The sequence below is a fragment of the Paenibacillus sp. RC73 genome (assembly GCF_044908085.1).
GTDB lineage: Bacteria > Bacillota > Bacilli > Paenibacillales > Paenibacillaceae > Paenibacillus > Paenibacillus terrae_A.
The window spans coordinates 36832-56229 of record NZ_JBIYCV010000006.1 but is presented as its reverse complement, the minus strand read 5'-3'; the positions used below and the strand labels follow the sequence as shown (position 1 = coordinate 56229).

The following is a 19398-nucleotide window of genomic DNA, read 5'->3' as shown; positions in this document are numbered from 1 at the left end:
TATATTCTGTTGAAATTTGAGATATGGGGATTTTACAGAAATCCTCATATAAGTGATATGAAAGAGAGGTGAGTATCGGATGCAACGTGGACAGACACCAACGGCTGCTGGAACCGCTTTGACTTGGGCATCGCTCAAGCAGGAGATTATCGAAGCGGCTCCGGGGCTGGGCATCGACTCCATCGGGTTCGCATCCGCCGATCCCTTTCTGTCTCTGAAAGCAATATTGGAAGAGCATCGCGCCAAAGGCTATGAATCCGGTTTTGAGGAGCCGGACATTGATAAACGGATCTACCCGGAGCTGTATGGTTCGCAGCCTGCATCCCTGATTGCCATTGCGGTGGCTTATCCTTCCAAAATGAAGGACCCGCCGAAGTCGGACAAAGGCAAGTACCGTGGCATTTTGGCGCGTTCCGCCTGGGGTAAGGACTACCACTTGGTGCTGCGCGAGGCGATGGAAAAGCTGGAGGCTTTTATAGGTGAACGGGTTCCTGACGCGATTATGAAAAACATGGTGGATACCGGGGAGTTGTCGGACCGGGCCGTAGCGGAACGGGCGGGTATTGGGTTTAGCGGAAAAAACACGATGATGATTTCACCGACACTGGGATCATGGATTTATCTCGGTGAGATGCTGACGAATATCCCTTTTCAGCCGGATGAGCCGGTTACGGACGGTTGTGGGGAGTGTACCAAATGCTTGGATGCGTGCCCTACGGGCGCGCTTGTCGGGCCGGGACAGCTCAATGCCCAGCGGTGTGTGTCCTTTTTGACGCAAACGAAAGGCTTTCTGGATGAGGAATTTATGCTGAAAATCGGGAACCGGTTGTACGGATGTGATACCTGCCAAATCGTATGCCCGAAAAATCGGGGCCTCAACTGGGATCATCATCCTGAGCTTACACCTGATCCCGAAATTGTGAAGCCATTGCTGCTGCCGTTACTGGATTTGAGCAATCGTGAATTTAAAGAGAGATTTGGTCAAAGTGCGGCAGCCTGGCGGGGAAAGAAGCCGATTCAGCGCAATGCGGTTATTGCGCTCGGCAATTTCAAGGATATTAGCGCCGTGCCCAAGCTGACGGAGGTTCTGTTGGATGATCCGCGTCCTGAGCTTCGGGGCACGGCGGCATGGGCCTTGGGCCGAATAGGAGGGAAAAACGCAATGACAGCGATCAAGCAAGCATCTGAGAAGGAACAACATGAGCAAGTACGCGAAATGGTCGCGCAGGCGCATTCCAAACTTGAGGAACGAGAACAGGCTGAACAGCAAAAGGTCTCAGAAGGGCCGACTACGATCTATTATGATGAAATGGAGACACCTATAGGCATTTTAACGCTGTGTGCAACGGACCGGGGGCTATGCCGGATTGATTTTGGCGTTTTTCATGCGAAGGAGGCGCTGCTTCAGCAATGGGCCCGTACATGGATCGGGGAATATGTCTATATGCAGGAACCGGAAAAGCTGCGCGAGGCTGCGGACCAACTGCGTGAATATTTTGCCGGGAAACGACGTGATTTCACTGTGGCCTATGATTTGAGGGGCACCCCTTTTCAGGAGCAGGTATGGCGTGCGCTGCAAAATATTCCGTATGGTCAAAGCGTGTCCTACAAGGATATCGCGGAGTCAATTGGCAGGGCCAAGGCGGTACGTGCGGTCGGCGGAGCGAACAACAAAAATCCGTTGCCCATTCTGATACCATGTCACCGGGTGTCGGGTGCAAACGGAAGTTTTGGGTATGCCGGGGGCCTGCCAACCAAGATGAAGCTGCTGGATTTGGAGAAGCAATGAGGACATACGTTTGCAAATTGTGATTTGCTAGCTGTCCCATGTTTTGCTATGATAGGTTCGTGTATAATTCAAGAGGTTTCATATAAATATACAGAGGTGACGACTTCGTGGTGTGGAATATTGTCATTCCGATCATTACCCTGATTGTTGGTTTGGTCGGGGGATTTTTCATCGGTGCTTATTATCTTCGCAAACAGCTTGAAAAGATGCAAAACGATCCTGAGACGCTGCAAAAAATGGCCAAGCAGATGGGTTATAACCTGAATGGGAAGCAAATGCAGAAAGCCCAGCAGATGATGAAGAACCAGCAGTTCTCCAAAAATCAGCCAGGTCAGCGTAAAAATCAGGGCCATCGTAAATAATGAGCAACATAAGCACGAATGCCGCATGAGGTTGCACAGAGGAGGATTACTGTGGCTGGCGTAAAAGATTATATTAACCGCAAAGCTGCGGATAACCGGGATAAAATCGAGTACCATGTGGAGCAAATTCTACAACTGATCGGTGAGGACCCCAAGCGTGAAGGCTTGCTGGAAACACCGGCACGCGTAGCGCGCATGTATGAGGAGATATTTGCAGGTTATGAGGTTGATCCCCGGGATGCGCTGGGTGTAACATTCGACGAAAATCACGAGGAGCTTGTGATTGTGAAGGACATCGTCTATTACAGCCAGTGTGAGCACCATATGGCTCCTTTCTTTGGAAAAGTGCATATCGGCTATGTACCCAGCGGCAAAATTGTAGGACTAAGCAAGCTTGCCCGTCTGGTTGAGGCTGTGACGCGCCGTTTGCAGGTTCAGGAGCGCATTACGGCACAGATCGCAGATATTTTGAATGAAGCGGTCTCCGCTCACGGGGTTATGGTGGTCGTGGAAGGCGAGCACTTGTGTATGTGCGCAAGAGGCGTCAAAAAGCCTGGCAGCAAAACGGTAACATCTGCGGTACGCGGAACGTTTCGTGATGATGCTGCGCAGCGTGCAGAGTTCCTCTCGCTGCTCAAGGATTGACCGAACAGGCGTGACGGTGATGTGATGAATAAAAAAGAGTGGTTTACGCATAGGCGTAGCCACTCTTTTTTGCTAACATGAGAAAAGGTGGACGTTAGCTGCTTTGAAGGAGGATAGCGTATGGAGAATGTACATATGTCAGCAGACAAAACAACGGTTTTGCCTGATCTGCAATGGTTTGAAGCGCCACTCGTGACCACTCAGACGGATGTTTTGTCTCCACTGGCGTGGGAGGAACTGGCCTGCCGGCAAGTAGGGCAAGGAGCTGCGCCTGTTTTGCATCTATGGCGGCACCCGGCTGCGCTGGTGATCGGCCACCGGGACCGCAGGCTTCCGTACGCGCCGCAGGCGATGGAGCGTGTGCGGAACGCCGGAACCTCGGTATGCGTGCGTCCCTCGGGCGGAGCGGCTGTCATGCTGGACAGGGGGGTACTGAACCTGTCCCTGATCCTGCCGAATCCGCAGCGGGCGATCAGCCTGCATGAAGATTTTCGGCTTATGGCGGGGCTGATCAGCGATGCGCTGGCCCCGTGGTCCGCCGAGGCGCAGACCGGGGAAATCGCCGGGTCCTTCTGTCCTGGCGATTATGATGTCAGCGTCCGAGGCCGCAAGTTTTGCGGCATTGCGCAGCGGCGGCAGGCCAAGGCCTATATCATCACGGCCTTTGTGATGATTGAGGGCAGTGGCGCGGAGCGCGCACAGGTGGTGCAGCGGTTCTATGCGGAGGCAGCCGGAGCTGCGTCGCCAGGCGTGGCGCAACCGGATTATCCGCAGGTGAATCCGGCAACGATGCGCAGCCTGGCGGAGCTGGCCGGGGTGCCGTCGGTTGAGGCGTATACGGCATCGCTGCGCCGTGTAGTCGAAAGTCGGGCGGCAATTTTGCCTGCTGATGACTCATTGGTGCAGCCGCAAGGACTGATGGAGCAAATGAGAGCGCTCAGAGAGCGATACGATTCGCAGGTGTAGTGGGAAGTATGTTCCTGGCTACAGAGGAGTCTTAGCTTAGAACGGTTGCCATCTCAGCTTCGAGGCTTGGGTGTAGCGCTTTTCGACCTCAGGCCAGTTCACGACATGCCACCAGTCCTCAATGTATTTGTTGCGCTCGTTCTGATGCTTTAAGTAATAGGCATGCTCCCATACATCTATCGCCAGCAACGGAATGGACTCCCATTGAGTCAGGTTCTGGTGCTTTTCGGCCTGCAAAATTTCAAGCCGTCCTGCACGTGGACTCCACGTCAGGATAGCCCAGCCGCCGCCCTCGACCTTCTCGGCTGCTGAGCTGAATTGCTTCTTGAATGCCTCATAGCTGCCAAAGTCCTTTTTGATCTGCTCCGCCAGCGGCCCGCTTGGTGTTCCACCGCCTTGAGGACTCATAATCGTCCAGAAAAGAGTGTGCAGATAATGGCCTGCACCGTTAAACGCCAGCTCGCGTTCCCAATGCTTCACAAGGTCAAAATCGCCCGTTTTCCGGGCTTCCTCCAGCTTTTTCTCCGCTTTGTTTAAATCATTCACATAGCTTAGATGATGCTTGTCATGGTGGATACGCATCGTTTTCTCATCAATGTACGGTTCAAGCGCATTATAGGGGTATGGAAGCGGCGGCAAACGATGTCCTCCGATAGGAACAGGCCTGCCGGGGGAAGTTTTTTCCGTAGCCGAAGGCTCTGTCTGGCTTGACTGGACGCCTTTGTCTTTGTTCGCCCACGGTCCTTCCCACCTCGTGCCGCCTGTCTGCCCTGTCTGCCGCTCTCGCAGCGCATCCTCGGGGTAATCCTCACCCTCTGCCGCCACATGAAACAACGCAGTGGCCCGCGCAATGGAGCCGGGCTCCTGAAAGGGGTTGGTCGAGATCAGGAAATACTGGCTCTCATATGCCGCATGCAGTACAATTCCGGTGGATTTCGGCTGTTGTCGTAACGCATGGCTGTGCTCGGTCAGCAGACTGAGCTGCCGTACATATTCTTGTGACTGGCGGTTTGCGGTTTGCAGCAATTCGTCCAGACGACGATTCAGCTCTTGTGAGACAGGCTGTGAATCTGATGTCACTCCTGCCGTTGCCTCAATCGATTGTAGCTCTTCTGGTGCCGATCCTGACCCCAATTCTCTCGATTGCCCCGGATGCCCGGCTTGTGCTTGTGCAGCCGCCGCCGACCGCTCCCATTGACGATGCCACGCCTGATCTGCCGGATCAAGGGCGCTTCGCTGCTCTTCAAGCAGCTCTATAGCGGTGCGTTCCGTCTGTTCGAATACCGTCCTCCAGTCATCCAGCAGCCGCACGTAGGCAGGCTCCAGGCCCTCTGTAGCGGACTTAATCACTTCCACATGCCAGCTTTCCTGCTGTTTCCAATGCCGGATTTCCTCCAGCACACGTAAGGGCAGGAAAGACCCGTAAGTACTCAGCATCGTTTTTACCTCCCGTATCCCACTATGGCTATCCGGGCTGGTCCCAAGAACCTGACCCGGATGCATACGTACCCAGTATATTCGCCGTCTCATCGGGAATATGTCTATAAACTCCCCGATCCGGCGCGGACATGTAATGTGGGGCAATGAATACATAGTTGGACGCAAAAAAAGAAGCCTCGCTGCGGCACGGGTTAAGTGTCCACAGACGGGCTTCTCTATGTTGAAAGGAGTATGGCTTCTAAAATAGACCCCTTACTTCGTAGTCGTTTGTTTACTGGCATTAGCGATAGTTTTCTTGTCCTCCAGCTCTTGTACACCGCTTAAAAACGTCGATACCCGCCGCAAATACTCACGTGGATGCTCCCTGAAAATAAGCTCATGCAGCCCGTTTTTGACAATCCATACACTGGAAAGCGGGTTGGTTTGATTGGCAGCGAGCTTTTCCGCAATCGGGTAAGGAGCCTTTTCATCCTGCGTCCCATGTACAAACATGATCGGGAACGGATAGTTTTCCGCTTTGACCTCTTGGTATGGAATCTGATGCAGGCTGGTACCGTTCAAGACTGGAAACAGCAGCTCCAGAATTTCCAGAGATGGATGGCGCGGCAGATCAATTTGATTATGAATGTTATGGTACAGCGTATCCGGCTCCAGGAGGAAGGTGCTGTCCAAAATCATGGCGTCCACATCTTTGGTTTGCAAGCCCGCCTGAAGAGCAGTTCCTGCCCCCATCGAGAAGCCCCATACGATAATCTCCGAGGAACCGCGTTGCTTCGCAAGCTGGATCGCCCCGAGAAGCTGCTGGGATTCCGCTTTGCCTCCGGTTGCGACGGCTTTGCTATTTTGTGATGCGAATCCGTAATCGAACATGACAACGTTAAAATTCAAACGGTGGGCATAATGCGCCAGATCATACATCGGAATCCAGCTTTCTTCGCGGTTGGCCCCATAACCGTGGCTGAAAATAATCGTTTTCTTCGATTGATCCGCCGGGATATACCAGCCCTGCACCATCCGGCTGCCGTCCTTGGCGGGGAAGCTGACATCCTCGTAGGGCATTCCTTTGGCCTGCATCGGGTTCGAGTACAGTGGCGCGACGGTTGGATTCGTCAGTACCCATGCGATATAGGCGTGCAGGGTAATAAAGCAAAACAATAGAAAAAATACGACCGACAGCAGCAAGGCAATAACGACATGCTTGATTCGCAGCAGCCGGGGGTTGATCAGTGGGGTGGACGGCTCATGGACAGCATGCTGTAGCTGAGAGCTGCGCTGGGATGTCGAAATCATGTAAGAGCCTCCTTATATAAAAATGAACTCCGTTTCATAGAATTCTAGGTACAATTCCACTTGAAAATGATAGTTTATGTCCGTATAGATACCTATTATCGTATGATGCGTGTTATCCAAAGTCAACGGCTGAACCGGAAAAGTAAAAATGATGCAAAGATTTGTCGATGTTTGTTCTCGTTCTGTAATATGGCTGTCACAAAAACATTGGTTTACAGTAGCCGCGACTATTCTATATAATTTATGTAACCATGTTTCATGGTGTGAAACGAATATGGAACAAAGAGGAGCGGTTCACAATGGAAGACCGTAAATTAACGGTTCGCGCCGTGGAGCGTGCGCTTGATATACTGATGTGTTTTACTGGAGATTCCGATCTGGGTCTAACAGAGATTGCTTCCAAAATTGGTTTACATAAAAGTACCGTTCATCGGCTGCTGACCACGCTGGAGGATCGGGGCTTTGTCGTTCGGAATCCCGCAACGGAAAAATACCGGCTCGGCATCCGGATATGGGAGCTATCCACCCATCTGTCGCAAAGCGACGAGCCGGCGATTCTATTACAGCCAGCGATGGAAGGATTGCGTGACCGTCTGGGCGAAACGGTCAGCCTATACCTGCGCGATGGCAGTATGCGTATCCGCATTCAGGCCGTGCAGAGCAATCAGGCGATCCGCCGCGTTGCGCCAGTGGGTGCAAGCATGCCGCTGGCTGTAGGAGCCTCCAGCAAGGTGCTGGCGGCCTTTATGCCGCAGCAGGAGCTGGAAGCCCTGCTAAGCGGGGATGAATGGCCGCCCTCGGTAGACCCGGAGGTCTATAAGGCTCAATTGCAGGATATTCGTGAGAAGGGCTATGCGACCAGCTATGAGGAGCGGGAGCCGGGCGCTGCTGCTGTGGCTGCGCCTATCGTGAATCGGAAGGGACAGGTCGCTGCGGCCTTGTCTGTATCCGGTCCGGTCAGCCGACTAGCGCCCGAGACGCTGCATGATTTTGCACCGATTTTGATCGAGGCGGCAAAGGAAATGGGGCTTATGCTTCCATAATCTTTGGAAAAAGGGACCAGAGAAGGGTTGCCAAAGCCGTAAATTTGAAGTAATCTGATGGGGATGGCGGGTTGTCAGTTATAGCCGCCTCATGCGAATAGAATTATCACATTTACTGGGGGAGCCTGTAATGCCGGGCTGAGATGGAATCGCACTAGATTTCGGACCCTTTGCACCTGATCTGGATCATACCAGCGTAGGGAAGTAATCGGCCATTGAAATGTATACGTAGCCGCTGTCTATGGCAATGCATCGGAGTATGATTCCGCGTGCGTAGCCGTCTGCATAGCTGTTTCGTTAGATTAGCCGGTTCCCTGGGGAACCGGCTTTTTTGCATAGATCAGCCAGCCTGGGGATGGTTCCGGATCGGTGTGTCATTTCATCGAAACGGGAGGAATGGACAATGAAACCGACAGAAACAGAAGGAACAGCAGGGAACGCAGTGGATGAACAGACAGGAGGGGTGAAGCCCTTTCCGGGGAGCCGCAAGGTATATATTCAAGGCTCGCGGCCGGACATTGCCGTACCGGAGCGTGAAATCGCCCTGCATCCCACACATACGCCACAGGGCACGGAGCATCATGAGCCGTTACGTGTGTACGATACGAGCGGTCCCATGACCGACGAAGCCTATCAGGTCGATATCCGTCAGGGCTTGCCTCCATTACGGCGGGCTTGGGCACTGGAACGGGGCGATGTGGAGGCTTACGAGGGGCGTGCCGTCAAGCCAGAGGATAACGGGTTGAAGCCCGGCTCCAAACGGGAGACGGCTGAATTTCCCGGCGTAACCAACCGTCCGCTCCGTGCGCGGCAAGGGCGTAGTGTAACGCAAATGCATTATGCGCGGCAAGGGATCATTACGCCCGAAATGGAATTTGCATCCATCCGCGAAGGGGTGGAACCTGAGTTTGTTCGACAGGAGTTGGCGGCTGGACGAGCTATTTTGCCTTCAAATATCAACCACCCGGAAAGTGAGCCGATGGTGATTGGGCGTCATTTTCACGTGAAGATTAATGCGAACATTGGTAATTCTGCGGTTACGTCCTCCATCGAGGAGGAAGTGGAGAAAATGACCTGGGCTGTACGCTGGGGCTCGGATACGGTCATGGACCTGTCCACAGGCCGTAACATCCATACGACACGTGAATGGATCATCCGTAACTCCCCTGTGCCGATTGGGACTGTACCACTGTATCAGGCGCTTGAAAAGGTGAACGGCGAAGCCGAGGCGCTAACGTGGGAGCTGTATCGTGACACGCTGATTGAGCAGGCGGAGCAGGGCGTGGACTATTTCACCATTCATGCGGGCGTGCTGCTGCGGTATATTCCGATGACGGCAAGTAGAATGACAGGAATTGTGTCCCGTGGAGGGTCGATTATGGCGGCATGGTGCCTTGCGCACCATCAGGAGAACTTTTTGTACACGCATTTTGAGGAAATATGCGAAATCATGAAAGCCTACGATGTGGCCTTTTCCCTCGGGGATGGTCTGCGTCCGGGTAGTATCTATGATGCGAATGATGAGGCACAGTTTGCTGAGCTGGATACGTTGGGTGAGTTAACGCAAATTGCCTGGAGGCACGACGTTCAGGTCATGATTGAAGGACCGGGACATGTCCCGATGCACAAAATCAAGGAGAATGTGGAACTGCAAATGGAAATTTGCAAGGAAGCTCCCTTTTATACACTGGGACCGCTCACGACGGATATTGCACCCGGATATGATCATATTACCTCGGCTATCGGGGCGGCAATGATCGGTTGGTTCGGGACGTCCATGCTATGCTATGTTACGCCGAAGGAGCATTTGGGCCTGCCGAACAAGGATGATGTCCGCGAGGGTGTCATTACCTACAAAATTGCGGCACATGCTGCCGATCTGGCAAAAGGCCATCCACGGGCGCAGCAGCGGGACGATGCTTTGTCCAAGGCACGCTTTGAATTCCGCTGGCGCGATCAGTTCAATCTTTCGCTCGACCCTGAGCGGGCTCTGTCCTACCATGATGAGACGCTGCCAGCAGAGGGAGCCAAGGAAGCACACTTTTGCTCGATGTGCGGTCCCAAGTTTTGCAGTATGCGTATCACGCAGGACATTCGCGCCTATGCGGCGGATAAGGGGCTGAACACCGAAGAAGCGGTAGCCGCCGGGATGCGTGAGAAGGCAGAGCAGTATCGGGATGACGGGCAGTAAATCCTTAAACTTATGAACGCATGAATAACAAAAGCCGTGGTTCTCTACAGATTGTAGGGGCCACGGCTTTTTAGCTTATGTAAAGCGAGATCATGCAACCGGATAAAGGGCGGCTTTATTTTTTACCCATTTTCTCATTCAAAATGTCCTGAAAGCTGAGCTTCTTCTCCGAGCTGTCTTCTTTCTTCTGCATACTCACCGCGTTGGCACGTTGGTATTGTTGATGGAAAGGCATCAAGGTGTGTACAGTTAAATTCATTGTATTCATGCAGGTAGTTCCTCCAATTCCATTTTGTCAAATTCAGATTGAGTTGCTTAGGACGTCTGTATAGGACTATTCGTATGTACTTGATGTCGTAATACCGGGTAGACTGCTTGGTAATGTTTCAATCATTATAAACGCATTTTTTCAAATTAAAACGCTTTTGACATAAAACAGGAAGATGGTCATATGTGTCCAAAATGAGGATTAGGTGTATGGTCATTCTGAGGGAAAATGTGCCTAGGTCCAGAACAAGGGCCAGAGGCCCGTTTTCTTAGTTTAGTAGTCGGGACCGTGTTTTTTTGTCGAATATCCTTATATAAGTGAGGATTTTGCAAAGTCCTGAAGTCAATATGAAGTCAGTCTGGTGGCGAATTAAAGTGTCAAAGTTGTATTGACTTTATGTTTGGGAGTGGATACCATGAACTGGTTGTAAGCGTGTTTTAGCTACTAGAGTCAGCCAATCCATCTGGCGATTCATCCGTTGAAATGTTTGAGAAAGGACCAGGACATATATGAAAAAAAGAATTGCAGACATCGCATTTATTATTCTGGGTGCGTTTTTTTTCGCGCTGGCTGTTAATCTGTTTGTTATCCCGAATGAGTTTGGCGAGGGGGGGGTTACAGGGGTCACGATTATTTTGTACTACCTGTTTCAGTGGTCCCCTTCGATCGTCAATCTGGTGATCAATGGCTTGCTGCTGATTGTCGGGTATAAATTTTTGGACAAGAGAACGACCCTGTACACCGTGATTGCAGTCGCTTTTAACTCGTTGTTTTTACATTTAACGGCCAACTGGCGGATTGATTCGCATGAGCCGACGATTAACGCCGTATTTGCCGGGGTTTTGGTGGGGATCGGGATTGGTTTGATCGTGCGGGTGGGCGGTACAACAGCAGGAACGGTCATTTTGGCCCGGATCGCCAACAAGTATCTGGATTGGAATATCAGCTATGGTTTGCTGTTTTTTGATCTGATTGTTGCATTTTCATCCTATTTTATTATTGGCCCGGAAAAGCTCATGCTGACCATCGTTATTTTGTACGTCGGTACGAAGGTTATGGATTTCATGATCGAAGGTCTGAATCCGAAGAAAGCGGTCATGATCATTTCGGAGCATCAAAATAAAATTGCAGAAATGGTCATTACCCAAATGGATCGAGGAGTTACAGTCCTGTCAGGCCACGGGTACTACACGAAAAATCCGAAAGAAGTTCTGTATATTGTCATCAGCAAGCAAGAGGTGTCGGCGCTTAAAAAGATTGTGAAGGCTATCGACACAGCAGCGTTTATCACCATTCATGACGTGCGGGACGTGTTCGGAGAGGGTTTTTTGGATATTTCGAAGTAATTGGCGAGTACGAAGGTTATAGGGTAACATGGTTGGAAGTCGGTCCTGAGGGATCGGCTTTTTTGTTTTATATAGATAAAAAATACCCCCGATTCGCAGATAGAGCTGCAATCGGGGGTTCTTCACATTTGACGTTCAAAAACTTAGTCTGCGATCATTTGACGTAATACGGTTTGCAGAATACCGCCGTTGTGGTAGTAGTCGATATCGACGGTGCTGTCCAGACGGGCAGTTACCGGGAACTCGAACTTCGTGCCATCCTCACGTTTGGCAACAACCGTAAGCTCTTGACCCGGCTTCACGTCATTATCGATGCCGAGAATATCAAACGTTTCACGGCCGTTCAGACCCAGGCTGGACCAGCTGTTGCCTTCCTGGAATTGCAGTGGAAGCACGCCCATGCCGACCAGGTTACTGCGGTGAATCCGCTCGAAGCTTTCTGCAATGACGGCTTTGACGCCCAGCAGAAGCGTACCCTTCGCTGCCCAGTCACGGGAGCTGCCTGTACCGTATTCCTTGCCGGCAATAACGACCAGGTTTTGATCGGCTGCCTGATATTTCATAGATGCATCGTAGATGGACATTTCCTCATCCGTCGGCAAGTATTTGGTCACGCCGCCCTCGGTGCCGGGAGCTACGTTGTTGCGGATACGGATGTTAGCGAACGTACCACGCATCATGACCTCATGGTTGCCCCGACGGGAGCCGTAGGAGTTGAAGTCCTTGCGTTCCACGCCATGCTCCTTCAAGTACAGTCCTGCCGGGCTGGAAGGGGCGATGTTGCCTGCTGGTGAGATATGGTCCGTCGTGACCGAATCATTCAGCAGGGCAAGCACACGGGAATTACGAATTTCCTTGATATCCTGCACACCATCTTGAAGTTTTTCAAAGAATGGTGGATTTTGAATATAAGTTGATTTTTCATCCCATTCGTACAGTTCGCCTTCAGGAACCGGAATGGAGTTCCATTTTTCGTTGGCAGTAAATACATTCTCATATTTACGACGGAACATATCCGGGCTGAGAGACAGGCTGATCGCTTCCTTGATTTCCTCGGAGGTTGGCCAGATGTCTTTCAGGTAGACCGGCTGATTGTCCTGATCGTAACCGAGCGGATCATTCACCAAATCAATGTTCACCGTACCTGCCAGCGCATAAGCAACAACCAGTGGCGGTGAGCCGAGATAGTTGGCTTTGACCTGCGCATGCACGCGGCCCTCAAAGTTCCGGTTACCGGAAATGACCGCACCAACCGTCAGATCGTTGTCTGTGATGGCCTGACTCACTTCGTCAGGAAGCGGACCGGAGTTACCGATGCAGGTCGCGCAGCCGTAGCCAGCCACGTGGAAGCCGAGTGCTTCCAGCGGACCGATTAGCCCTGCTTTTTGCAGGTATTCCGTCACGACAAGGGAGCCCGGCGTCAAGCTGGTTTTCACATAGCCCGGCTTTTTGAGCCCGCGTTGTACTGCCTTTTTGGCGAGCAAGCCTGCGCCCAGCATAACGCTAGGGTTGGAGGTGTTCGTGCAGCTTGTAATAGCCGCAATCACGACTGCGCCAGTACCCAGCTCGCTGGTGGAGCCGTCCGGATGGGTCAGCGGAATCTTCTGCGCGATCTTTTCATCACTCAGTCCGTAGCCGCCTTTGTCCACAGGGGTACGGATAATGCCTTCAAAGGTTTCCTTCATGCGGCTAAGCTCAACACGGTCTTGTGGACGTTTGGGACCCGCGAGACTTGGTACAACCGAAGCAAGATCCAGTTCAATCGTATCGCTGAACACAGGGTCCGGCGTATCGGATGTGCGGAACATGCCTTGCGCTTTGTAATATTCCTCTACAAGACTCACTTGCTCATCAGAACGTCCGGTGCTGCGCAGGTAGGCCAGCGTTTCCGCATCAACCGGGAAGAAGCCAACCGTTGCGCCGTATTCCGGTGCCATATTGGCAACCGTTGCACGGTCAGCCAAGCTGATGTTAGCCAGGCCAGGTCCGTAAAATTCTACGAATTTGCCGACTACGCCTTTTTTACGCAGCATTTGGGTTACAGTGAGTGCCAGATCGGTGGCGGTAGAGCCTTCCGTCAGACTGCCTGTCAGCTTGAAGCCGATAACATCCGGTGTGACAAAATACAGCGGCTGCCCCAGCATACCCGCCTCTGCCTCAATCCCGCCGACGCCCCAGCCTACAACACCCAGACCGTTAATCATCGTCGTATGGGAATCCGTTCCGACGAGGGAATCCGGGAAGACGACGGTTTCGCCGTCAATGGTTTTGGTGGCGGCCACGGATGCCAGATACTCCAGATTGACCTGATGGACGATACCGGTGGACGGCGGCACTGCACGGAAGTTGTTGAACGCCGTTTGCGCCCAGCGCAGAAAACGGTACCGTTCCTCGTTACGCTCAAATTCTACATTAATATTATAGTCCAGCGCTTCGCTGGTACCGAAAGCATCGACCATAACCGAGTGGTCGATAACAAGATCGACGGGTACGAGCGGATTGATTTGTTTCGGGTCGCCGCCCGCTTTTTTCACAGTATCGCGCATGGCTGCCAAATCGACAACCACCGGAACGCCAGTAAAATCCTGAAGCACGATGCGTGCAGGGATGAATGGAATTTCCTTGTTGGTGTCACGATCCTCAGCCCAGCCTGTAAGCTGCTGCACATGCTCCTCAGTAATTGCGCGTCCATCGAATTGGCGCACAGCGGCTTCCAGCAACACTTTAATGGAGAAAGGCAGCTTGGCGATACCGTTTTTTCCTTGTTCCTCCAGTGCCTTGAGACTGTAATAACGGTAAGGCTTGCCGTTAACTTCGAGACTGCGGGCAATGGAGAATTGATCTTTTCCTGACATAAGTATTACCTCCTTGAAGTGGATGCTTGGGGAAAATAGGGATGTCGTTTTTTCGACGTCTTGCACAGTTGGTTTAATTTGGTTACGCTCTCATGAAAGCAGCATGGCTGATTTGAAGAATAACTGATTAACCTATGGATAACCGTTATTTTCATAATAGAGGAGAAGAAGATTTCCAATGGTTTCATTAGATGAAACCTAATTTCAAAATAATGTTTCTGAATTAAGTATACCGTTTTCAATCGATTCCGTAAAGTTTTTTTGGCCTAATTTATGTGCCTAAGCCTGGAAAATAAAACGTTCCTCTTTCTCGTGTTTCCGTGTTCATACCAAGCTTTAGAGATTCATACTTATAGATAGAGAGCTATATCAGGCTATAGAGGGAAGTAAGAAAGTTATTCAGTATTCCGGCTATTCCCAAACAGGGATGGCGGGACGGAAATGGAGGGACAGGGATGGGGGAGCGGGAATGGAAGCAAGCCCTTTTTGCTTATGTGAACCAATATAACCGGAGTGAGGTGAACGGCGCTCCGCAGCCGGATGAATATCTGGAGGTAGGCCAGCGGATGGAGCGTGCGGCCCGTACGGCCAGATTGGAACAGTGGTATAACGAGCGGAACGCCGCTCCCTTACGTAGTGAAACACGCGCCAAGCCGCTGCGAATTGTACAGGATACGCCAGAGGAGGCTGTGGTGGATGTACAACTGCATGTCCGGCTCTTTTACGAAAAAGGCGGGATGACTCACCGGGAGGATCGGATTGAACGGGAACGTCTGACGTTCACGCGTGAGGGGGAAGCCTGGCAGGTAGCAAGAATCGAGCGTGATCCGGCAGAAAGGAAGCCAGCGGGGGGAGAGGTTCCGTTTGAACAGGCTTCGTTTAATCAGGGAGGGAATCTGCCGCTGCTGAATCAAGGTGTACTGGGCTTTGGCTCATCAGCACGCCCCAGCCGATATCGCCGGGAAGAGGCGGCAGCCTATGCGGATCAGTGGTGGGATAGCTTCAACCCGGAGTTTGAAGGTTTTGATGTGGATTGCACCAATTATATCTCGCAATGCCTCTTTGCAGGGGGAGCACCGATCCACTATACTGGTAAAAGAGAATCGGGCTGGTGGTACAAAGGACGGGTCGCCGGACGTGAGTTGTGGAGCTACAGTTGGGCAGTTTCCAACAGTCTGGAGCGGTATTTGGGCTCCAGCTCGTGGGGGTTGACCGCCGAGCAGGTGAGCCGTCCGGAGCAGCTTATGCTGGGAGATGTCATTTTTTATGATTGGGATGGTGACGGCATCTTTCAGCACAGCACGGTGGTAACGGCCTTTGATGCGGGTGGCATGCCGCTTGTCAATGCGCATACGGTAAGCTCCAGACATCGTTATTGGGACTACAAAAATTCGTATGCGTGGACAGACAACACGGTGTATCGCTTTTATCACATCGCCGACTATTTTTAAATGAAATGTTTATAACAGGTACAGTGACGCAAATCAGGCACAATGACGAAAGCAGGAAAGCGGAGGATAGGCATGGCAAAACAAAAATTGACCGTAGGGCTGGTGTACGGCGGCAAATCAGGCGAACATGAGGTTTCGCTGCAAACGGCGTATGCGGTACTGAACGCTTTTGATTATGAGAAATATGAGATTATTCCTTTTTATATTACGAAGGCTGGCGATTGGAGCAGAGGGTCGCTGCTTGACGCACCTTTGGCTTCCGTAGAGCAATTGAAGCTGGAGCGTGCAGAGGGCAGTACGAAGGCGGCATTAGATATGTTGTTCGGCAAGCTGTACGGAGAGCAGACGCTGGATGTGCTGTTCCCGCTGCTGCATGGCACCTTTGGTGAGGACGGAACGATTCAGGGCTTGTTCGAAATGGCGGATATGCCATATGTCGGTGCGGGAGTGCTGGCTTCTGCTGCAGGGATGGACAAAGGCGTCATGAAGAAGCTGTTTGAGCATGCGGGACTGCCCCAAGTGAAATACTGTTATTTTAATAGTACACAATGGGAGCAAACCAGCCATGACCTCGTGCGCAAGATGGAAACCGAGTTAGGGTACCCGTGCTTCGTCAAGCCGGCGAATCTGGGATCAAGTGTCGGCATTTCCAAAGCCACTAACCGGGAAGAGCTGGAAAAGGCAGTCGAGCTGGCTTTGCAATTTGATCTGAAGGTCATTGTGGAGGAGTATGTTGATGCCCGCGAGATCGAGGTCAGCGTACTCGGAAACGACGAGCCTATTGCTTCGGTACCGGGCGAAATTGTATCGTCCAGCGACTATTACGATTATGCTGCCAAATACACGGACGGCCAATCGGAAATGCTCATTCCGGCACCGTTGGACGAGGAAGTGGCGGATCGTATCCGTGAAGCCGCATTGCAAGCATTCCGCGCTCTGGAGGGCTGCGGGATTTCCCGTGCCGATTTCTTCGTCAGACGTTCGGACGGACATATTTTTATTAATGAAGTAAACACGATGCCAGGCTTTACGCCGTTCAGTATGTATCCATTGCTGTGGAGAGAAACGGGCGTATCCTATCAAAGCCTGCTGGACCGCATGATTGCGCTGGCACTGGAGCGTTATGAACGCAGGTCTGCGCTGCACTACGAGAACTCATAAAACGAACCAGGGGGAGCTGATCACTCCCTTTTTTGTTCATATACATGGTATACAATTAGGATTTGCAAGAATCCTTAATCACGAAAGGTGGCGGCTAAACATGGGCTTTCAAACCGAATTTAACTCTGTGTGCAAATTCAAGAGCGAACAGGAATTGTACGAACTGCTGGAATACGGACGCGGCAAAATGGTTAAATCCGGCCTGCGTGTGTTCCCCACAGGTCAGAAGGTCATCGCTTACAGCGTGGACAATGTGGCAGTAGCCATCGTGCAGATTGTCGGCTGTATTGCCGAAATCAATTTTCAGGGCGACGAAGTGACCGAGGTTGAAATGATCCTCATTCGCAAGCTGAATGAAGAGGAAGCAAGAGTTCAGACCGCATTGGCGGATGAAATGTTTTTTGGAGCGCAATAGACAGGTGAAGGACAGATTAACGCCGAATCAGAGGGGGCTTTTCCGGGTATGATTCAGTAGAAAAGGGATTGAGGTTACAGAACGAAAGCGGCCTCGCCATCTACTGCGATCTGTTGAAAGGAAGGACACCCTATGATAGTAAGGTTCGGCTATGTAGCCATGTCAGTCACCGTACAAAATGCATCGCCCTCCAAAACGATGACGATGGCCAGCTTTAACAAAATTGGAGATCGAGAGGCCGCGATCCGCAAGCTGGAACGAATTGCAACCGAAAACCTGCATAATACATTGCGGTTGCTGCGTCATAATCGGGCGAGCGATATCAAGGTTTACCGTTTTTCATCCAAGCTGATTCCGCTGGCGACTCATCAGGATTTGCGTGGCTGGGACCCCTTTCAGGCACTTGCCGCTGATTTTGCAGAGGTCGGGAATGTTGTCAAAGCGAACGGGATGAGAGTCTCGTTTCACCCGGATCATTTTACAGTGCTGAGCACTCCCCGCCCGGAAGTACTGCAAAGCTCCATTAACGATCTCAAGCATCATAAAGCGATGCTGGAGGCGATGGGACTCGGTGCGGATGCCAAGAACAACATTCATATCGGCGGCGCGTATGGAGACAAGGTGACGTCGAGTCAGCGTTTTGTAGAGCAAGTAGGTGCGCTGGAGCTTTCGTTAAGGGAACGAATGACGCTGGAAAATGATGATAAAACGTTTAATGCGATGGAAACGCTGGAAGCGTGCAAGCGGACGGGGCTGCCGATGGTTCTCGACATTCATCATCAATGGGTAAATAACGAGGGCGAGAAGCCGTGGGAGCTGTGGCCTGGCATTTTGGATACATGGAAAGGGGAATTGGCTCAAACGGGTTCTTCTCCCGATAATCCACTACCACCCAAAATCCATGCGTCCAGTCCCAAAAGTGAAAAAGACCCCCGCGGTCATGCGGACGGTGTTCAGGTGGAGCCGCTGCTTACTTTTTTGCGTAACATTGCCGGATATACGGGTCGGATTGACGTCATGCTGGAAGCCAAACGCAAGGATGAAGCGTTGTTCGGGCTGATGAAGGAACTGCGTGTACGAGAAGGTGACGGAGTAAAGGTGCTAGATGGGGCTTCGGTAGAAATTACGCCTTAAAGAATAGGGTTCTGCGGATAATGTTCCCAAATAGAGAAACTTTATGGAATATATTGTGTATACTAGATTGTGTAAACTAGTAAATTGTACTTTAACAGAGATGGTTAAGAGGACTGTGCTGTAATGCAGCTTCGTAAACCACGTAACAATGATATAGAAAGTAGAGTGAACACGTTGAATGAACATGAAAACGAAAAGGTTCCCTATATTGTATCAGGAAAAAGCTATACCGCCGTGGCCATTAACGCGGCATCCAAAGCAGGGGAATGGATCAAAAGCAGACTGGGGACCGTCGAGCAGTTAAGCACCAAGCAGTCCCCGACGGACCTTGTGACCGAAGTGGATAAAGGTGCGGAGCAGATGATCCGCAGACTGATTCTCACGCATTTTCCCGACCATGCCATTTTGGGCGAAGAGGGGGTAGAGCCGGGTGCCGAGGCTTCGGCCCGTGCATTGGAGGCTGCTCGTGAAGAGGAATATTTGTGGATTATTGATCCAGTAGACGGTACAACCAATTTTGTACACAGCCTGCCGTACTACAGTGTATCTATCGCTTTGGCCCACTGTGGAGAGGTGATTGTTGGTGTCATTTATGATCCGTCCCGCGACGAAATGTTTGTGGCTGAAAAAGGTAAAGGCGCGTATGTACATGGCAATCTGATGAGGGCATCCAGAGAAGAAACACTGGGAGACAGTCTGGTGTGCATCGGCTTCCCGCCGGACCGCACTTTTGCACAGCCGCTGAATATGAAGATTGCACAGGCACTTACACCGCAGGTACGAGGCATTCGGGCACTCGGCTCGGCAGCCCTGCATCTGGCTTATGTGGCATCGGGACGGCTGTCAGCCTATTGTGAAATCGGTTTGAATGCCTGGGATGTAGCAGCGGGCGCTTTGCTGGTACAGGAATCGGGAGGAACGATCACAGATACGCTGGGCAGGCCTTATGACCTTAGTGTGCGACATATTGCAGCGACTAATACGGCTATTCATTCTCAACTCATTCAAGTACTGAAAGAAGCAGACGCAACCGGGTTATAAT

At 51.6% G+C, this 19398-nt stretch carries 16 protein-coding genes and 1 riboswitch; of the genes, 12 read left to right on the top strand and 4 right to left on the bottom strand.

The window, feature by feature from the left end; genetic code table 11:
• The first annotated feature begins 79 nt into the window (after nucleotides 1-79).
• The 4 genes from queG to ABH897_RS15485 all read left to right on the top strand — a co-directional run bounded on the left by queG (nucleotide 80) and on the right by ABH897_RS15485 (nucleotide 3762).
• The gene (gene queG, locus ABH897_RS15500) at nucleotides 80-1789 is read left to right on the top strand and encodes a tRNA epoxyqueuosine(34) reductase QueG (RefSeq protein ID WP_404592373.1); all 1710 of its coding nucleotides are present in this window, start codon (nucleotides 80-82) and stop codon (nucleotides 1787-1789) included.
• Nucleotides 1790-1896: 107 nt separating this feature from the next.
• Nucleotides 1897-2151, top strand: coding sequence for a YneF family protein (locus ABH897_RS15495; protein WP_137061545.1), 255 nt, complete (start codon nucleotides 1897-1899; stop codon nucleotides 2149-2151).
• Between the two features lie 51 nt (nucleotides 2152-2202).
• Entirely contained in the window at nucleotides 2203-2796 is a 594-nt protein-coding gene (folE, locus tag ABH897_RS15490; protein ID WP_137061546.1) for a GTP cyclohydrolase I FolE, read from the top strand.
• Between the two features lie 120 nt (nucleotides 2797-2916).
• Nucleotides 2917-3762 (top strand): lipoate--protein ligase family protein, encoded by an 846-nt coding sequence (locus ABH897_RS15485; RefSeq protein WP_283654641.1) that lies wholly within the window; start codon nucleotides 2917-2919, stop codon nucleotides 3760-3762.
• 36 nt (nucleotides 3763-3798) lie between these two features.
• On the opposite strand, the gene ABH897_RS15480 is transcribed toward ABH897_RS15485, so the two are convergent.
• Nucleotides 3799-5199: a Fe-Mn family superoxide dismutase gene (locus ABH897_RS15480; protein WP_404581339.1), complete on the bottom strand. Its 1401-nt coding sequence runs from the start codon at nucleotides 5197-5199 to the stop codon at nucleotides 3799-3801.
• Between the two features lie 255 nt (nucleotides 5200-5454).
• Nucleotides 5455-6492 carry an alpha/beta hydrolase gene (locus ABH897_RS15475; protein WP_404519696.1) on the bottom strand — a complete coding sequence of 346 codons (1038 nt, stop codon included), beginning with the start codon at nucleotides 6490-6492 and terminating at the stop codon, nucleotides 5455-5457.
• A gap of 299 nt (nucleotides 6493-6791) precedes the next feature.
• Here ABH897_RS15475 and ABH897_RS15470 point away from each other — a divergent pair, with 299 nt between their 5' ends.
• Nucleotides 6792-7535 (top strand): IclR family transcriptional regulator, encoded by a 744-nt coding sequence (locus tag ABH897_RS15470; protein WP_404519695.1) that lies wholly within the window; start codon nucleotides 6792-6794, stop codon nucleotides 7533-7535.
• Nucleotides 7536-7642: 107 nt separating this feature from the next.
• A riboswitch (TPP riboswitch) is annotated at nucleotides 7643-7755 on the top strand.
• A 183-nt stretch (nucleotides 7756-7938) separates the two neighbouring features.
• Complete coding sequence (gene thiC, locus ABH897_RS15465) at nucleotides 7939-9726, top strand: phosphomethylpyrimidine synthase ThiC (protein WP_404581340.1); 1788 nt, start codon at nucleotides 7939-7941, stop codon at nucleotides 9724-9726.
• A 115-nt stretch (nucleotides 9727-9841) separates the two neighbouring features.
• Here the strand turns inward: thiC and ABH897_RS15460 are convergent, their stop codons facing one another.
• Complete coding sequence (locus ABH897_RS15460; RefSeq protein ID WP_283654645.1) at nucleotides 9842-9994, bottom strand: hypothetical protein; 153 nt, start codon at nucleotides 9992-9994, stop codon at nucleotides 9842-9844.
• Between the two features lie 509 nt (nucleotides 9995-10503).
• Here ABH897_RS15460 and ABH897_RS15455 point away from each other — a divergent pair.
• The gene (locus ABH897_RS15455) at nucleotides 10504-11340 is read left to right on the top strand and encodes a YitT family protein (RefSeq protein WP_044646111.1); all 837 of its coding nucleotides are present in this window, start codon (nucleotides 10504-10506) and stop codon (nucleotides 11338-11340) included.
• Nucleotides 11341-11483: 143 nt separating this feature from the next.
• Here the strand turns inward: ABH897_RS15455 and acnA are convergent, their stop codons facing one another.
• Complete coding sequence (acnA, locus tag ABH897_RS15450) at nucleotides 11484-14195, bottom strand: aconitate hydratase AcnA (RefSeq protein WP_404581341.1); 2712 nt, start codon at nucleotides 14193-14195, stop codon at nucleotides 11484-11486.
• A gap of 455 nt (nucleotides 14196-14650) precedes the next feature.
• On the opposite strand from acnA, the gene ABH897_RS15445 reads away from it, so the two are divergent.
• From ABH897_RS15445 to ABH897_RS15425, 5 genes are all read left to right on the top strand, one after another.
• On the top strand, nucleotides 14651-15646 hold the full coding sequence (locus ABH897_RS15445; RefSeq protein WP_283654647.1) for an amidase domain-containing protein: 996 nt from the start codon (nucleotides 14651-14653) through the stop codon (nucleotides 15644-15646).
• Nucleotides 15647-15718: 72 nt separating this feature from the next.
• Nucleotides 15719-16807 (top strand): D-alanine--D-alanine ligase, encoded by a 1089-nt coding sequence (locus ABH897_RS15440; RefSeq protein WP_404581343.1) that lies wholly within the window; start codon nucleotides 15719-15721, stop codon nucleotides 16805-16807.
• 100 nt (nucleotides 16808-16907) lie between these two features.
• Nucleotides 16908-17222, top strand: a complete 315-nt coding sequence (locus ABH897_RS15435; RefSeq protein WP_044646107.1) for a hypothetical protein — start codon at nucleotides 16908-16910, stop codon at nucleotides 17220-17222.
• A gap of 132 nt (nucleotides 17223-17354) precedes the next feature.
• Nucleotides 17355-18356, top strand: a complete 1002-nt coding sequence (uvsE, locus tag ABH897_RS15430; RefSeq protein ID WP_404581344.1) for a UV DNA damage repair endonuclease UvsE — start codon at nucleotides 17355-17357, stop codon at nucleotides 18354-18356.
• A 123-nt stretch (nucleotides 18357-18479) separates the two neighbouring features.
• Nucleotides 18480-19397, top strand: a complete 918-nt coding sequence (locus ABH897_RS15425; protein WP_283654650.1) for an inositol monophosphatase family protein — start codon at nucleotides 18480-18482, stop codon at nucleotides 19395-19397.
• Nucleotide 19398: the final 1 nt, after the last annotated feature.

What these genes read in the sequence shown, in the direction of transcription:
- uvsE (WP_404581344.1), top strand. Translation starts at nt 17,355, where the DNA reads ATGATAGTAAGGTTCGGCTATGTAGCCATGTCAGTCACCGTACAAAAT.
- ABH897_RS15425 (WP_283654650.1), top strand. Translation starts at nt 18,480, where the DNA reads ATGCAGCTTCGTAAACCACGTAACAATGATATAGAAAGTAGAGTGAAC.
- ABH897_RS15485 (WP_283654641.1), top strand. Translation starts at nt 2,917, where the DNA reads ATGGAGAATGTACATATGTCAGCAGACAAAACAACGGTTTTGCCTGAT.
- queG (WP_404592373.1), top strand. Translation starts at nt 80, where the DNA reads ATGCAACGTGGACAGACACCAACGGCTGCTGGAACCGCTTTGACTTGG.
- ABH897_RS15460 (WP_283654645.1), bottom strand. Translation starts at nt 9,994, where the DNA reads ATGAATACAATGAATTTAACTGTACACACCTTGATGCCTTTCCATCAA.
- ABH897_RS15475 (WP_404519696.1), bottom strand. Translation starts at nt 6,492, where the DNA reads ATGATTTCGACATCCCAGCGCAGCTCTCAGCTACAGCATGCTGTCCAT.
- ABH897_RS15480 (WP_404581339.1), bottom strand. Translation starts at nt 5,199, where the DNA reads ATGCTGAGTACTTACGGGTCTTTCCTGCCCTTACGTGTGCTGGAGGAA.
- thiC (WP_404581340.1), top strand. Translation starts at nt 7,939, where the DNA reads ATGAAACCGACAGAAACAGAAGGAACAGCAGGGAACGCAGTGGATGAA.
- ABH897_RS15440 (WP_404581343.1), top strand. Translation starts at nt 15,719, where the DNA reads ATGGCAAAACAAAAATTGACCGTAGGGCTGGTGTACGGCGGCAAATCA.
- acnA (WP_404581341.1), bottom strand. Translation starts at nt 14,195, where the DNA reads ATGTCAGGAAAAGATCAATTCTCCATTGCCCGCAGTCTCGAAGTTAAC.
- ABH897_RS15435 (WP_044646107.1), top strand. Translation starts at nt 16,908, where the DNA reads ATGGGCTTTCAAACCGAATTTAACTCTGTGTGCAAATTCAAGAGCGAA.
- ABH897_RS15445 (WP_283654647.1), top strand. Translation starts at nt 14,651, where the DNA reads ATGGGGGAGCGGGAATGGAAGCAAGCCCTTTTTGCTTATGTGAACCAA.
- ABH897_RS15455 (WP_044646111.1), top strand. Translation starts at nt 10,504, where the DNA reads ATGAAAAAAAGAATTGCAGACATCGCATTTATTATTCTGGGTGCGTTT.
- ABH897_RS15470 (WP_404519695.1), top strand. Translation starts at nt 6,792, where the DNA reads ATGGAAGACCGTAAATTAACGGTTCGCGCCGTGGAGCGTGCGCTTGAT.